Below are 15,285 nucleotides of genomic sequence, written 5' to 3' on the forward strand. Positions count from 1 at the left end.
GCGCTTGAGCCGCGAAGCGCCCCAGAGATCTTTTCGGAAACGGCTTCGCGGCTCAAGCGCCGCTCCTACGGGAATGAAAATTAGGGTATCTCAGTCTTTGTCATCGGCCTGTGAGGCTAGCAGGCATGCCTCAATCACCGCAAAACGATCCTGCCCCCAGACCATGGTGTTTTCGGTCAGGAAGCTGGGTACGCCCCAGCTGCCGGCGGCCATCATGGCGTTGCGGTTGTCTTCGGCGCGGTCGCGCCAGCTGTCGTCATCCAGCCAGCGGCGGGCCCGGTTCCAGTCCAGCCCGGCATTTTCCACCAGAAACTTCAGGCCGTTGTCGGTGGCAGCATTGATGCCCTGGCTCCAGATGCCGGTGGCGGCAGCACGCAACCATTCGCGCAGGCGACCTTCCTTTTCCGCAAAAGGCCAGATGGCCATGCAGCGTTCCACCCCGGCACCCACCGGATCGCACACCTTGCCGAACGGCACCTTGTGCAGGCGGGCTTCCCGGGCGGCGTCCTTGAGAATGTAGAAGCGTTTAGCCTTGGGCACCGAGAGCCCGCGCATAACCATGGGCAGTACCGGGCGGATTTTCAGGTTCAGACCATAGTGGTCGGCCATGGCGTAGGTGCGGGCCAGGGCCAGATAGGAATAGGGGCTGCGGAAGGAGAAAAACAGCACCAGCGGTTTGCCTTTCAGGCCTTCCGGCACGTCTTTCAATCGGGCGCGTTTGGCGCGGCCGTAGGGCAGCGGCCAGTCCGCGCTGCCAAGCCCCAGGTCGTTGAGACGATGGGCCAGGTGGTCCAGCCGCTCGATGCTCCAGTACCACTCACCCTCGTACTGCAAGGTGCCGGTGAGGTAGTGGCCGTCCTTGAGGAACTGGTCGCGACGGGCTTCCAGGGACAGCTGTGCCCGGTCGGCGGCCATCTGGCCGTGCTCGGTGAGCAGGTCTTCCAGCTTGTCGTGGTCGTTGCGCCACAGGGCATCGGCCAGGGCGGCGGCCAAGCTCCAGAAGCGCTCGTCGCCCTCGTGTTTGAGCAGGCAGCGGGTGGCCGCCAGGCTCACTTCCCGGGGTGGTAGTTGCCAGGTCTTGGGGAAATCCAGATCGTGAACGCGGGCAAGTTGGATGGCATCGCGGGGAGCCAGCTCTTCGAGCATGTCCGCTGCCGGGTACATCTGCTGATCCAGGTACAGCATCACCCGGGGGGTGATAGTGATGCCGAAGTGGCGGGCAAAGCGGGGCAATACCTGGGCCATCAGCACCGAATAGGGGTCATCAATGCGGAAGTAGAATACCGCCTGATGAGGGTGCCGCTTCAGCTTGCGTTGCCATTCACGAAAGGCCCGCCGCCATTGTTGCAGGCGTTCGCTGGTGATCAGCTTGGCCACCAGTGGCATCAAACGTTGTGTCAGACTCATTAACAGAGTGCTCCTCGTATTGGGCACAAGCCGGGACCGCCGAGAGGGTAACGCGTCGGCGCCGGTCAGGGTTTCTACGATACTTGTTCAGAAAGCGCCTTGTGGCAACACCTTGTCTACCGGGGTGCGGCAGCGGTCATGGAACCGTGTGGGGCAGATGGGAAGCGAGGCCAACGAAAAGGGCGGCCCGAAGGCCGCCCGTGTCGGTTACTTGTTGAGCTGGCTGAGATCCCGTACGGCGCCGCGGTCGGCGCTGGTGGTCAGGGCCGCATAGGCTTTCAGGGCGGTGGACACCCGGCGCGGGCGCATTTCCATGGGCTTGTAGGCCAGTTTGCCGCGGGCTTCCATCTTGCTGCGGCGGTGGGCCAGTTCCTCATCGGAAATGTCCAGGTTGATGGTGCGGTTGGGGATGTCGATGGCGATGGTGTCGCCTTCTTCCACCAGCGCAATGGCGCCACCTTCCGCCGCTTCCGGAGAGGCGTGGCCGATGGACAGGCCGGAGGTGCCGCCGGAGAAACGACCATCGGTGAGCAGGGCGCACTGCTTGCCCAGCCCCTTGGATTTCAGGTAGCTGGTGGGGTAGAGCATTTCCTGCATGCCCGGGCCACCTTTCGGCCCTTCATAACGAATCACCACCACGTCACCGGCGACGATCTGGTCACCGAGGATGGCGCGTACAGCGGAATCCTGGGATTCGAAGACCCGGGCGCGGCCGGTGAAGGTGAGGATGGAGTCATCCACCCCGGCGGTTTTCACGATACAGCCGCGCTCGGCGATGTTGCCGTACAACACCGCCAGGCCGCCGTCCTTACTGTAGGCGTTCTCATAGTTACGGATACAGCCGTTTTCCCGGTCATTATCCAGGCTGTCCCAGCGGGTGTCCTGGCTGAAGGCAGTCTGGGTAGGGATGCCCGCCGGGCCAGCGGTGAACATCTTTTTCACCCCTGCATCGCTGGTCCGCATGATGTCGTAGTGCTCCAGGGCTTCCGCCACGCTGGCGGAATGCACCATGGGAATATCCCGGTGCAGCAGCCCGGCCCGGTCCAGTTCACCGAGAATGCCCATGACGCCACCGGCGCGGTGTACGTCTTCCATATGATACTTCTGGGTGGCCGGCGCCACTTTCGACAGGCAGGGCACCTTGCGGCTGAGCCGGTCGATGTCTTTCATGGTGAAGTCCACTTCGCCCTCCAGTGCAGCCGCCAACAGGTGCAGCACGGTGTTGGTGGAGCCGCCCATGGCGATATCCAGGCTCATGGCATTTTCGAAGGCCTTCACCGAGGCAATGTTGCGTGGCAGTACCGCTTCCACATCCTGTTCGTAATACAGCTTGGCCACATCCACGATGCGACGGCCGGCTTCCAGGAACAGCTCGCGGCGGTCCGCGTGGGTGGCGAGCAGCGAGCCGTTGCCGGGCAGGGACAGGCCCAGCGCTTCAGTCAGGCAGTTCATGGAGTTGGCGGTGAACATGCCGGAGCAGGAACCGCAGGTGGGGCAGGCGGAGCGCTCCACTTCGTTGAGGGTTTCTTCGTCCACGCTGTCATCGGCGGCCATCACCATGGCGTCCACCAGATCCAGCTTGCCCTCGGCCAGCTTGGTCTTGCCCGCTTCCATGGGGCCGCCGGACACGAAGATCACCGGAATATTCAGGCGCATGGCGGCCATCAGCATGCCGGGGGTGATCTTGTCGCAGTTGGAGATGCAGACAATGGCGTCGGCGCAGTGGGCGTTGACCATGTACTCCACGGAATCGGCAATGATGTCGCGGCTGGGCAGGGAATAGAGCATGCCGTCATGGCCCATGGCGATGCCGTCGTCCACCGCAATGGTGTTGAATTCCTTGGCGATGCCCCCGGCCTTCTCGACTTCACCGGCCACCAGCTGGCCCATGTCCTTCAGGTGCACGTGCCCCGGCACGAACTGGGTAAAGGAGTTGGCGATAGCAATAATCGGTTTACCGAAGTCCCCGTCCTTCATGCCCGTGGCACGCCACAGGGCACGGGCGCCGGCCATGTTACGGCCATGGGTGGTGGTACGGGAGCGATACTGCGGCATGGGAACCTCGTAATGATCGATAGCGGGACATAGCCGAGCATTGTAACCCACAGTCACACGCTGTTGGAGCCTTGCTCGCAAGGCGAAGAAGCGGGGAGAGGCGCTCCCCCTGGAGCAGCGCCCGCCCCGCTCGACGCAATCATCCCATCCCCCTCCCACCGTTGGAGCCATGCTCGCATGGCGAAATAGCCCAGACGCTAACCTGCAGAGCGCCAGGGCCGTTTTTCACCAGCGCGCAAGTTGAATATGTAGGATATGGCTTACAGAATTTTGTAAGTGGCTGAGATAAAGTGAATTTTCAGGATTGGCACTGCAAGAAAAGTCCGGCTAAAAATTCCTGTTCAACACGCAAGTGCAAGAAAAGTCTGATGAGATTGGTTCCCGGATTTCGGGTAAGTCATTGGTTGCCTTGGGGTTGTGGGTGGATTCAGGGAAAATCAGATCGGGGATATATTGCAAAGTGATATATCGCAAGTGCAATTGAATACGCTGTTATACGTGAAGGAGCACAGATGAACATCGTCACCCCCCCGATTACTGTCGGAGAAGATGAGGCATTCGAGCAAGATGTCCTTGGCCGAAGTAATTTTGGTAAATCTCTATTGAATTTAGTTTGCCAGTCAAGCGATGAGCTTGTTATCTCTCTCGATGGAAAGTGGGGTGAAGGAAAGACTACGTTTGTAAAAATGTGGAAAGGCATGCTTAACCAAGCCGACGTTCCTAGTATATATATTGATGCTTTTGCAAATGACTATATAGATGATGCATTTATTGCCGTTGCTAGCGCTATTACAACATATATTGAACTGAATTCTGTAAACCCGGATGCTCAAAAGTCAAAAGAATTCCGGGAAAAGGCAAAACATGTTGGAGTTCAATTATTATCCTGGACTGCTAAAGTTGGAATTAAAGCGGCCACGCTGGGTGCAATAAAGGATAGTGACATAGACGAATTAAAAGATATTCAATCCGATGTGGCTAAAGGGTTGTCTACAGTCGTAGGAGACTACGTCGGCGAAAGGCTAGCATCACACAAGCAAGATGTAGAGCTGCTTCAGTCATTTAAAGCCTTGCTATCGGAAATGCCGAGCCTTCTTAGTCCAGAAGGCAACAAGCCTCTAGTAATAATTATCGATGAGCTCGATCGATGTAAACCCACTTATGCCGTAGAGCTCATTGAAAAAATTAAGCATCTATTTTCTGTTAAGAATGTTGTATTTATTCTGGTAATGCATAGAAAGCAGCTTGAAGAGGCCGTTAAGTGTATATACGGGGAAAATATAGATGCGCACACCTATCTTCAAAAATTTATTAACATAGAAACCACGATCCCCAAGAAAACTGGTGACCGTCACGATAGCGACATCAATCAGTACAATAAAAGGCTATTCGGCTTACATCAAATAGAAACGTGGGGAGATGACCGCAATCTAGTGGATTCCCTGGACGTGCTCGCCACGCACTTTAATTTGTCATTGCGCCAGCTTGAGCGGGTCTACACAAATCTGGCTGTTTTTTACGCATCTTCATCAAGGAATCAGCTTAGGCTTGTTCCTATAATTTCGTTTCTGGCCGTTATAAAGGTAGTTGATCCATCCGTTTATGAGGCTCTTTTGCATCAAAAAATGACCTACGAAGAGCTTTGCGAAAAGACTGGGCTATCCGAGCATGATCAAGAAGGTAGAAATTTGAGAAGGTTACAGTTTTTAGCAATGTGGCTTAAGTTCTCGCTTATAACGGATGAGCAGTTTGAACAGCTTGATGAGAATGATCGAATAAGAGGCTTCGGCCAATCATTGTGGGAGTACAGTGTAGAACGAAATCGATTAATTCCTATATTTATCCAAAAGTTAAGCATGTTTACTGTTTCATAGAAATGTATAACAAGCGCATGTTGTCGGACTGGTTTTACGCTGCGCTACAAACCAGCCGCAAATGCGGGCGTTAGGCTGATATATGCCACTAGATAATCTTTACAGTAATTTCAGGGCTGAATTCCCAGAAGTAACACGATTAGCTGATCGCAAGCATATCCAGGAGTGGGATTCGGTTGATCCTGAAATGGCATTCAGTTGGTTCGAAAGTCTAGCGAAAGCCATAAATCTGGAAATGAGTAGGGCTGCCCCTGTAGAACAATACCTTCCTGTTTTTGAATTCTTTCGCAGGGAGTTCATGCTTGGAACTGAAGAAGAGAAGAAGTGTATTGATGCTTCCTTTGTCGAGAACCTCTTCTGGGGAGTGGATAAAGTGAAGGCAAAAAATTACTGGCTGGCTTTTCCTGATGTATTAAAGAAGCTATATGTTGCTTTTCATGGTAGGGGGCCAGCCTAACAATGCCATGCATGCGACAAGCGCATGATGGCGGGCGTTATTAACTTAAGGGAATTTATCATAGACAAGTTGCTCGTGAGATCTTCAGAATTTGAAGATTATGTAGTGCATATCCTAAGGCACCCCCTTTACGATAACTCTGACAGAATAAGAGTCAGCAAAATCATGTGCAGTGTCTCTCTGGAACATGCAGAGAGCTTCAAAATTCTATTGGTTTCAAGGAATTTTACTTCAGCTATAAGTCTGCTCCGCCTCCAATTTGAGTGCTTGGTGCGGGGCATGTGGATATTCTATGCAGCTCCAGAAACAGCATTGAGAAAGCTGACGGCCGAACTGAGCGAAGATAGCCAAAAAAGAGCGAACAATCTCCCGATGCTGAGTGAAATGATTAGTCATCTTGAAAGGAAAGCGCCCAAAAATGCTATTGATCCAATCCTAGAGTTTAAAGAATATTCTTGGAAGCCATTGAGTTCTTATGTGCATGGAGGCCTTCATGCGATTGACCGCCACAGCAAAGGCTATCCCACCCAAATACTAGAGCAGGCACTTAAAGCATCAAATGGTGTAAATGGATTGGTTGCTGTGTTCGGATCAATACTTACTGGTCAACATCAGCTAACCAAAGAAGTGTATAAATCATTCGATGAATACTCAGACTGTTTCCAAGCTAAGGGCGCAGTTGTTTTATAATAAGTGGTTCCAGTTGACGCCTGCGGCGCAACTGAGCCAAGCGTTCATTCCTTGCAAGCCCTTCGCCATGCGAGCATGGCTCCAACGCCAACCGTGCGGTGGCTGTGTAGCTGGCTGGGCGGCGTTGGTCAAAGCCCCTTCACAAACACCTTCGAATTCCGCTGCCAGTTATACAGCGACTTCCGGGCCCCCGGCAGCGCTTCCACGCCAGCCAGCTCAAACCCCTGCTGCTGAAACCAGTGAGCGGTCAGGGTGGTGAGCACGAACAGGCTGGTTAGCCCCTGTTCCTTTGCCCTCCGTTCCAGATAGCCCAGTAGCTGGGCGCCGCGTTCGCCCTTGCGATAGCCGGGGTGGACGGCCACGCAGGCCAGTTCGCCGGTCTTGTCGTCCGGGAAGGGGTAGAGGGCGGCGCAGGCGACTACCATGCCGTCGCGTTCGATGATGGCGAAGCGCTGGATTTCGTTTTCCAGCAGTTCCCGGGAACGGCGCACCAGGGTGCCGTCCGCTTCCAGGGGTTCGATCAGTTCCAGGATGCCGCCCACGTCGTCGATGCGGGCGCCACGCAGTGTCTCGTAGGTTTCCCGGGTGACCAGGGTGCCGCAGCCGTCGCGGGTGAACAGTTCCTTGAGCAGGGCGCCGTCGTCGTTGGCATCGATCAGGTGGGCCCGGCCGACGCCGTTGCTGGCCGCGTGGCAGGCGGCGGTGAGCTGTCGATCCACGCCGTTGTCTTGGTACTGGTCACCGGCAAGCAATTTGCCTGCCTGCTGGGGGCTGAGTTCGCGGACCAGGTTGCCTTCCGGGTCGGCCAGGCGCAGGTCATCACCCATCAGGATGAGCTTGTCTGCGCCCAGGGCGATGGCGGCGGTGGAGGCGACTTCTTCCGCATTCACGTTGAACAGTTCACCGGTGGGCGAGCAGCCCAGGGGTGACAGCAGCACCACATTGCCATTGCTCAGTTGCTGGCGGATGGCGTCCACTTCGATGCGCCGCACTTCGCCGGTGTGCTGGTAGTCAAAACCGTTGCGTACCCCTACCGGCTTGGCGACCACGAAATTACCGCTGATCAGGCGGATACCGGCGTTGTACATGGGGGAGTTGGCCAGCCCCATGGAGAACAGCCCTTCCAGTTTCAGGCGCAGGGCACCCACCGCCGCCATGACACCGTTGAGGGCGGCGCTGTCAGTGATGCGCATGTGTTGTTCGAAGGTGGATTCGATGCCGGATTCCGCCAGCCGCGCGCTGATCTGCGGGCGGGCGCCGTGGACCAGTACCAGCTTGATCCCCAGGCTGTTGAGCAGGGCCAGGTCGTGAATCAGGGTAGGCAGGCGCGGGCCGTCCAGCAGTTCGCCGGAAAGCATGACCACAAAGGTGCGCCCCCGATGGGCGTTAATGTACGGGGACGAATTGCGGAACCAGTGGACCTGATTGTCGGGGGTGGTGCTGGGCACGGCATGTCTCGGCGGTTGGTGGCTGACAGGCCAGTATAGCCAGCGGATCACGCTTGATGCCAGATGCTGAACGCTGAACAGAAACAAAAACGCCGCCCCGAAGGGCGGCGTTAGCGTCAGGCATCAAGCGTCCTGCGTCTGGCTTCTGCTACGCCCCGAACAGGCCCTTGAAGAAGTAGAAGAACAGAATGGACAGCAGGGCCCCGGCCGGCAGGGTCACCACCCAGGAGGTAAAGATGGTGCTGACCACCCGCAGGTTCAGTGAGCCGATGCCGCGGGCCATGCCGACACCCAGGATCGCCCCCACCAGGGTGTGGGTGGTGGAGATGGGCAGGCCAGTGCCGGAGGCCAGGATCACCGTGCCGGCAGCGCCCAGCTCGGCGGCGAAGCCGCGGCTGGGGGTCAGCTCGGTGATGTTCTTGCCCACCGTGGCCATCACCCGAGCGCCGAGAATGGCGAGGCCGAAGACGATGCCCATGGCGCCGACCAGCAGAATCCAGCCTGGCATGGCGGCTTCCCCGCCGATTACGCCTTCGTTGACGATGACACTGTTGATGGCGGCTAGCGGCCCCACCGCGTTGGCCACATCATTGGAGCCGTGAGCGAAGGCCATGGCACAGGCGGTGAAGATCATCAGTACGGCAAAGATGCGCTCCACGGAGTGAAAGCGGAAATCCTTGTCGGCTTCCGGGTTGGGCTGGATACGGCTGAGAATAGCGGCGCCGATCACGGCGACTATCAGGCCGCCAACGGCGGACCAGCCAAGACTGGCGCCATAGCTGATTTCCAGGCCGATATGCTTGAGGCCTTTCAGCAGGGTGACGGCGCTAATCGCGAAGCCCACCAGGAACATGTAGAAGGGCACCACCCGCTTGGCTCGCTGGAAGGGGTCGTCCTGGTTGAGTACCAGTTTCTGCACGCTCTTGATCAGGGCAAAGGAAATAAAGCCTGCCAGTAAGGGAGAGGTCACCCAACTGGCGACGATGTTGCCCACTTTGCCCCAGTTGACCGCATCCATGCCCACGCCCACAGCAGCAAAGCCGACAATGGCGCCGACGATGGAGTGGGTAGTGGAGACCGGCCAGCCGAACCAGGAGGCCACGATCAGCCAAATCCCGGCGGCTAGCAGGGCGGACATCATCCCGTACACCAGATAGTGGGGGAACTCGGCAAAGACGCCGGCATCGACGATGCCCTTGCGCACGGTGGCAGTGACTTCGCCACCAGCCAGATAGGCACCACAGAACTCAAAGACGATGGCAATCATCACGGCTTGCTTGACCGTCAGGGCGCCGGAGCCAACCGAGGTGCCCATGGCGTTGGCCACGTCGTTGGCGCCCACGCCCCAGGCCATCAGAAAGCCGAAAGCGCCGGCCAGCAACAGCATCAGGTAGCTGTGTTCAATCATCCACTCCATACGATAGCTCCTAGCGTGCGACCAACATCTGCAGGCGGCCGCCCACTTTCTGGGCGCGATCGGCGAGATCGCCTACCCATTCGATGATCTTGTAGAGAAAAATGACATCCACCGGGGGCAGTTCGCTTTCCAGCTTGAACAGGGTGGAGCGGATGGTGATTTGCTGCTCGTCGTTATTGCGTTCCAGCCGGTCCAGCTCTTCGATGAGCTCTTCCACGATCTGGATTTCACGGCCGCTGAAGCCGGTCTCGATCAGCTCATCCAGTTCGTTGATGGCTTTCTGGGCCTGAGCAGAGGTGTCGATGGCGCCCTGCACATAGTCGCGCATTACCTCGGCCAGTACCGGCGGGATGCTCATCTGCCGGCCCAGCATCAGCCCGGAGATGTCCTTGGCCTTGTTGGCCACCTTGTCCTGCACGCTGATCAAATCGAGTAGATCGGTGCGGGGCATTGGCAGAAACAGACTTTTGGGCAGGTTCAGGCGGAACTCTTTTTTCAGTTCGTCGGCCTGGTTTTCCAGCTCGGCGATGCGCTTGCGGGCAGCGCGTGCCTTGTCCCAGTCACCGTCGGTAACGGCGGCGAAGAAATCTGCCAGGGTGCGGGCACAATCGTGAACGGTGTCGTAGTGTTGCTGCAGGGGCTTGATGGGGGAGCGGCCAAAGAGGCCGGCAATGGAGCTTCCAAAGGACATAGGCGCCTCGGATCCAGAGTCAGAGTAAAACCTGAAGCTGAGGCTTCAGGTGGAATCAGTGTCCCACTTTCCCGGGCGGTCGCCCAGAGGGAGAGGGCTCGGGTCATGGCACGACCGTGCATCTGTCACAGATGTGTCATGAAACTGGTCGCGAGTATAGTCAAAGCCGCCGGGGCTGTCAGGGGTTCAATGTTAGGGTTACAGTACTAGGACAAAATAATGAGGCCGCATGACGGCCCGTTAGTGAAATCGGAGAGTCTTGAGTGAACGCTACCGCCAATCCCGCCAAACTGGATGGTCTGCTGATTGATGTGCGCTGGCTGATGCGCGAGTTGCTGGAAGAGGGGCGTGTCAGTCAGGAGGATTTTAATGTCATTTCCACCACGCCGCGGGAAAAGAAGGAGCTGAATTGGCATCCGATTCAGGTGCTGGCCAAGTATCGGCTGACTGATCAGACCAATACTCACCAGCTGCTGGATGTGGACTTCCTTACCCATTGGCTGGGAGAAAAGGCGGGTATTCCGGTCTGCCATATTGACCCACTCAAGGTGCATGTGGACCAGGTTACCAATGTGATGAGCTACGCCTTTGCCGAGCGCCACGGCATCGTGGCGGTGGAGGTGCTGCGCGACAAGGTGGTGGTAGCCTGTGATCAGCCCTTCGTGCGTGACTGGCAGGCCCACCTCAAGCAGGTGCTGCGCGATCGGGAGCTGGAGGTGGTGCTGGCCAATCCGGAGCAGCTGCGCCGCTACCGGGTTGAGTTCTATAACCTGAGCCGTTCCATCGCCGGGGCCTCCGGCAACACCGGCCAGGAAATGTCCGGCATTACCAACTTCGAGCAGTTGCTGGAAGTAGGTAAGGGCCACCACGATGCGGACGATCAGCACATCGTCAATATCGTGGACTGGATTCTGCAGTACGCATTCTCCCAGCGGGCCAGCGATATCCACCTAGAGCCACGCCGGGAAACCGGCAAGATGCGCTTTCGTATTGATGGCGTGCTGCACGATGTCTACGAACTGCCAGCGGCGATCATGGCGGCGGTGACCAGCCGGTTGAAAATTCTCAGCCGCCTGAATGTGGCGGAAAAGCGTAAACCCCAGGATGGCCGTTTGAAGACCAAGTCGCCGGAGGGGGATGAGATCGAGCTGCGTATCTCTACCCTGCCCACCGCCTTCGGGGAGAAGATGGTGATGCGGGTGTTCGACCCGGATGTGCTGGTGCGCAGTTTCGAGCAGATGGGTTTTACTACCGAGGATTACGAGGCCTGGCAGCGCATGACGTCCCACCCCCATGGGATCATCTTTGTCACCGGGCCCACCGGTTCAGGCAAGACCACCACCCTGTATTCCACTCTCAAGCAGTTGGCTACCAGCGAAGTGAATGTCTGCACCATTGAAGATCCCATCGAAATGGTGGAGCCCAGCTTCAACCAGATGCAGGTGCAGGCCAATATCGACGTGAGTTTCGCTCAGGGGGTCAAGGCCATGCTGCGCCAGGACCCGGATATCATCATGATCGGCGAGATCCGCGACCTGGCCACGGCGGATATGGCGATTCAGGCGGCGCTTACCGGTCACCTGGTGTTGTCCACGTTGCATACCAACGATGCGCCGTCGTCCATTACCCGGTTGGTAGATCTGGGGGTGCCGCCCTACATGATCAGCGCCACGGTACTCGGGGTCATGGCCCAGCGGCTTATTCGCACTCTCTGTCCCCACTGCAAGCAAGCCACGGAGACCGATGTGCAGGCCTGGGAGGAACTGGTGCGGCCTTTCAAGATGAAGCCGCCGGAAACCATCTATCGGCCGGTGGGTTGCCTGGAGTGTCGGGATACCGGTTACCTTGGCCGCATGGGGGTCTATGAAGCCATGCCGCTGAATACCGGCCTGAAACAGCAGATTTCCCGGGGCGCCGAACTGGAGACGCTCACCCGCCAGTCTCTGAAGAATGGCATGAAGCCCCTGCGCATCAGTGGTGCCATGAAAGTGGCCAAGGGGCTGACCACCATTGAAGAGGTGATGCGGGTGACACCGTCCCAGGATATTTTGCTGGGGTAGAAAAGGAGCAAGTTGAAAGTTCAAAGTTGAAAGGCGCCAAGAAAGGATTGGCGACACCCGGGAAAGGCAGCGCCTAGCGTGGCAGGGCTGGCTCGCCATGTGAACATGGAGCATGTGGCAGGTGTAGGAGCTATGCTTGCATGGCGAACCTGCGGATCGTGAATCGCGGGCACGGCCTGGATTGAGCGGTCTCGGTTCTTCCTGTGTCTTTCAACTTTGAACTTTCAACTTGCAACTCCCCCTGGCCTCTAGCCTTTCGCGCCCTCCCGTACGACAATAGCCGCCCATGAAAGAACCCCAATATCACGCTCTGCCGGATGAACTATCGGTGCTGGTCAGCCAGCACTGGCAACACTTTGTGGAATCCGGTCATCGTATCCCCGACGCCCTGCTTGATGACCTGCCCCGTGTGTGGGCGGGCTCTGACTATGTGGCGCAGCAGTTTCAGCGTGATCCAGGCTTGGGCCAGTGGCTTGAGGATAGTGATCCAAGTGGCGCCCTGGTGGAAAGTTCGCTCCGTGAGACCGTGCAGGAGCAGTTGGCCGCCTGCCACAACGAGGATGAGCTCAAGCGCGCCCTGCGCCGTCTGCGCCACCGACACATGGTGCGCATCATCTGGCGGGATCTGGCCGGGATTGGGGATTATCACAGTACTGTGGCGGATCTGTCGCTGCTGGCAGACACCCTGATTCAGGAAGCGCTGGCCGTGCTGCATGGCTGGGCCTGCGAGAAAAGCGGCACCCCGGTGGGGCCGGATGGCAAGCCGGTAAAGTTGGTGGTGCTGGCCATGGGCAAGCTGGGGGCGCGGGAGCTGAACCTGTCCTCGGACATTGATCTGATTTTTGCCTATGAGCATGAAGGCGAGATCGAGGGTGAGCGACGCAGCCTTAGCCACCACCAGTTTTTCGTGCGCCTGGGTCAGCAGCTGATCAAGGCGCTGGATCAGCCCACCGCTGATGGCTTCGTATTCCGGGTGGACATGCGCCTGCGCCCCTGGGGCAAGAGCGGCGTGCTGGCCATCGGTTTCGATGCCATGGAAGGCTACTACGAAACCCAGGGGCGCGAGTGGGAACGCTATGCACTGATCAAGATGCGCCCGGTGGGTGGCGATCTGCAGGCCGGCAAGCGCCTGATCAAGCGGCTCAATCCGTTCGTCTATCGCCGGTATATCGACTACGGCGCCTTCCACTCCCTGCGTGAGATGAAATCCCTGATTGAGCGGGAAGTGAACCGCAAGGGCATGCAGGCGGATGTGAAGCTGGGTGCTGGCGGCATCCGTGAAGTGGAGTTCATTGTTCAGGCGTTTCAGTTGATCCGTGGTGGCCAGCTGCCGGCCTTGCGGGAACCGAATCTGATCAAGGTGCTGCCGCAACTGGTGGAGCTGGAATTGCTGCCCGAGGATGTGGCGGATGAGCTGACCGAAGCCTATCTGTTCCTGCGGGACGTGGAGCACCGACTGCAGGGGGTGGGCGATAAGCAGACCCAGCGTCTGCCGGACGACGAGCTGGGCTGGCAGCGTCTGACCTTTGCCATGGGCTTTTCTGCCCGCGCCGCCTTCGAGCGCAAGTTACGTCGTTTCCGGGAAAGCGTGCGTCATCATTTCAGCCAAGTGATTGCCGACCCGGAACAGGAAACCGATGCCGCCCAGGGCGCCGATCAGGAGCTGCTGGATCTGTGGCTGGGCGAACTGGATGAAGATCAGGCTGCGGCTCAGCTGGCAGCCATCGGCGTGCAGGAGGGCGAAAAGGTCTACGCCCATCTGAATGATTTCCGCGAAGGTCGCTCGGTGCAGAACATGCAGGCGATCGGCCGCGAGCGGCTGGACCGCCTGATGCCCTTGCTGTTGGAGGCGCTGGGCTATCAGGGCCATGGCGAAACCACCGTGGTGCGGCTGCTGGCCTTTGTGGAAGCCGTGTTGCGCCGTAGTGCCTACATTGCCCTGCTGGTGGAAAACCCCAGTGCCCTGACCCAGCTGGTGAAGCTGTCTGGCGCCAGCCCCTGGATTGCCGAGCGTCTCACCCTGCATCCGGTGCTGCTGGACGAATTGCTGGATGTGCGAACTCTCTATTCGCCGCCGGAGCGGGCAGAGCTGGACGACGAGCTGCGTCAGCAATTGCTGCGCGTGGCCGAGGATGATCTGGAACAGCAGATGGAGGTGCTGCGTAACTTCAAGCAAGCGCACTTGCTGCGGGTGGCAGCCTCGGAAGTGACCGAGGTGCTGCCACTGATGAAGGTCAGCGACTACCTCACCTGGCTGGCGGAAAGCATTCTCAATCAGGTGGTGATGCTGGCCTGGGAGCCGCTGGTGGAGCGACACGGTCGTCCCTCGCGGACCGATGGTCAGCCCTGCAGCCCGGATTTCGTGGTAGCAGGCTACGGCAAGCTGGGCGGTATCGAGCTTGGCCACAACTCCGATCTGGATCTGGTGTTCCTCCATGATGCGGCCAGCGGTGGTGTGACCGATGGCGACAAGCCGGTGTCCAACGAGCAATTCTATGCCCGCCTGGGGCAGCGCATCATCCACATCCTTTCCACTCGTACCATGAGTGGCCAACTCTACGAAGTGGACACCCGCTTGCGCCCCTCCGGCAGTGCCGGCCTGCTGGTGAGTTCCATGGATTCCTTCGAGAAATATCAGCTTAATGATGCCTGGACCTGGGAGCACCAGGCCCTGGTGCGGGCCCGCGTGGTGGCTGGTTGCAACCAGGCCCGGGCACGCTTTGATGCGATCCGTCACCAGGTGCTGTGCGCCGAGCGCCCCCTGGACAAGCTGCGCGAAGATGTCCTGGCCATGCGCGACAAGATGGTCGACCACCTGGGGGAGAAAGGGGAGGACCGCTTCCATCTCAAGCAGGACCCGGGTGGTATCGTTGATATCGAATTTATGGTGCAATACGGGGTTCTGAGATGGGCCTCCTCCCACGGTGAACTGACCCGCTTCACCGATAATGTGCGGCTGCTCGAAACACTGGCTGCACTGGATATTATGTCGGCACAGGATGCCGGCCTGCTGCGGGAAGCGTACCTCGCTTACCGATCCGCGGCTCATCGCGCCTCGTTGCGCAAAGAGAAATCCATTGTCGACGACACTCAATTCCGCGATTTGCGTGAAGGCGTGCGAGCGATCTGGAAGCACTGGTTCGACCTGCAGGGCTGACACCTGCAGGTCCTTAGCTCTGGGAGTAT

Annotated in this window: 10 protein-coding genes; 5 read left to right on the top strand and 5 right to left on the bottom strand. The window is 58.1% G+C overall.

Annotated features, from left to right (window positions below; all coding sequences use genetic code 11):
- Positions 1-90: 90 nt before the first annotated feature.
- Complete coding sequence (locus Q0Y02_RS13475) at positions 91-1,407, bottom strand: DsbA family protein (RefSeq protein ID WP_297769470.1); 1,317 nt, start codon at positions 1,405-1,407, stop codon at positions 91-93.
- Between the two features lie 207 nt (positions 1,408-1,614).
- Positions 1,615-3,462 (bottom strand): dihydroxy-acid dehydratase, encoded by a 1,848-nt coding sequence (gene ilvD, locus Q0Y02_RS13480; protein ID WP_297769473.1) that lies wholly within the window; start codon positions 3,460-3,462, stop codon positions 1,615-1,617.
- 512 nt (positions 3,463-3,974) lie between these two features.
- Between ilvD and Q0Y02_RS13485 the strand changes: the two genes are divergently transcribed.
- The 3 genes from Q0Y02_RS13485 (at position 3,975) to Q0Y02_RS13495 (ending at position 6,483) form a co-directional block, all read left to right on the top strand.
- Positions 3,975-5,336, top strand: a complete 1,362-nt coding sequence (locus tag Q0Y02_RS13485; protein WP_297769476.1) for a P-loop NTPase fold protein — start codon at positions 3,975-3,977, stop codon at positions 5,334-5,336.
- Positions 5,337-5,418: 82 nt separating this feature from the next.
- Complete coding sequence (locus Q0Y02_RS13490; RefSeq protein WP_158672431.1) at positions 5,419-5,793, top strand: hypothetical protein; 375 nt, start codon at positions 5,419-5,421, stop codon at positions 5,791-5,793.
- A 279-nt stretch (positions 5,794-6,072) separates the two neighbouring features.
- Positions 6,073-6,483, top strand: a complete 411-nt coding sequence (locus Q0Y02_RS13495) for a hypothetical protein (protein ID WP_297769483.1) — start codon at positions 6,073-6,075, stop codon at positions 6,481-6,483.
- Between the two features lie 128 nt (positions 6,484-6,611).
- On the opposite strand, the gene argA is transcribed toward Q0Y02_RS13495, so the two are convergent.
- The 3 genes from argA to Q0Y02_RS13510 all read right to left on the bottom strand — a co-directional run bounded on the left by argA (position 6,612) and on the right by Q0Y02_RS13510 (position 10,039).
- Complete coding sequence (gene argA, locus Q0Y02_RS13500; RefSeq protein WP_297769486.1) at positions 6,612-7,931, bottom strand: amino-acid N-acetyltransferase; 1,320 nt, start codon at positions 7,929-7,931, stop codon at positions 6,612-6,614.
- A 148-nt stretch (positions 7,932-8,079) separates the two neighbouring features.
- Positions 8,080-9,348: an inorganic phosphate transporter gene (locus Q0Y02_RS13505; protein WP_272975560.1), complete on the bottom strand. Its 1,269-nt coding sequence runs from the start codon at positions 9,346-9,348 to the stop codon at positions 8,080-8,082.
- Between the two features lie 10 nt (positions 9,349-9,358).
- Positions 9,359-10,039 carry a TIGR00153 family protein gene (locus Q0Y02_RS13510; RefSeq protein WP_272975561.1) on the bottom strand — a complete coding sequence of 227 codons (681 nt, stop codon included), beginning with the start codon at positions 10,037-10,039 and terminating at the stop codon, positions 9,359-9,361.
- A gap of 323 nt (positions 10,040-10,362) precedes the next feature.
- On the opposite strand from Q0Y02_RS13510, the gene Q0Y02_RS13515 reads away from it, so the two are divergent.
- Both Q0Y02_RS13515 and glnE read left to right on the top strand, forming a co-directional pair.
- Entirely contained in the window at positions 10,363-12,099 is a 1,737-nt protein-coding gene (locus tag Q0Y02_RS13515) for a GspE/PulE family protein (RefSeq protein WP_297770809.1), read from the top strand.
- Positions 12,100-12,385: 286 nt separating this feature from the next.
- Complete coding sequence (gene glnE, locus Q0Y02_RS13520) at positions 12,386-15,256, top strand: bifunctional [glutamate--ammonia ligase]-adenylyl-L-tyrosine phosphorylase/[glutamate--ammonia-ligase] adenylyltransferase (RefSeq protein WP_297769491.1); 2,871 nt, start codon at positions 12,386-12,388, stop codon at positions 15,254-15,256.
- Positions 15,257-15,285 lie beyond the last annotated feature (29 nt).

It is taken from the genome of uncultured Alcanivorax sp. (assembly GCF_947258575.1).
Lineage (GTDB): Bacteria > Pseudomonadota > Gammaproteobacteria > Pseudomonadales > Alcanivoracaceae > Alcanivorax.

Excerpts from the sequence above, each read along its gene's own strand:
- Q0Y02_RS13515 (WP_297770809.1), top strand. The coding sequence starts at position 10,363 with ATGCGCGAGTTGCTGGAAGAGGGGCGTGTCAGTCAGGAGGATTTTAAT.
- Q0Y02_RS13505 (WP_272975560.1), bottom strand. The coding sequence starts at position 9,348 with ATGGAGTGGATGATTGAACACAGCTACCTGATGCTGTTGCTGGCCGGC.
- Q0Y02_RS13475 (WP_297769470.1), bottom strand. The coding sequence starts at position 1,407 with ATGAGTCTGACACAACGTTTGATGCCACTGGTGGCCAAGCTGATCACC.
- Q0Y02_RS13485 (WP_297769476.1), top strand. The coding sequence starts at position 3,975 with ATGAACATCGTCACCCCCCCGATTACTGTCGGAGAAGATGAGGCATTC.
- ilvD (WP_297769473.1), bottom strand. The coding sequence starts at position 3,462 with ATGCCGCAGTATCGCTCCCGTACCACCACCCATGGCCGTAACATGGCC.
- glnE (WP_297769491.1), top strand. The coding sequence starts at position 12,386 with ATGAAAGAACCCCAATATCACGCTCTGCCGGATGAACTATCGGTGCTG.
- Q0Y02_RS13510 (WP_272975561.1), bottom strand. The coding sequence starts at position 10,039 with ATGTCCTTTGGAAGCTCCATTGCCGGCCTCTTTGGCCGCTCCCCCATC.
- Q0Y02_RS13495 (WP_297769483.1), top strand. The coding sequence starts at position 6,073 with ATGTGGATATTCTATGCAGCTCCAGAAACAGCATTGAGAAAGCTGACG.
- Q0Y02_RS13490 (WP_158672431.1), top strand. The coding sequence starts at position 5,419 with ATGCCACTAGATAATCTTTACAGTAATTTCAGGGCTGAATTCCCAGAA.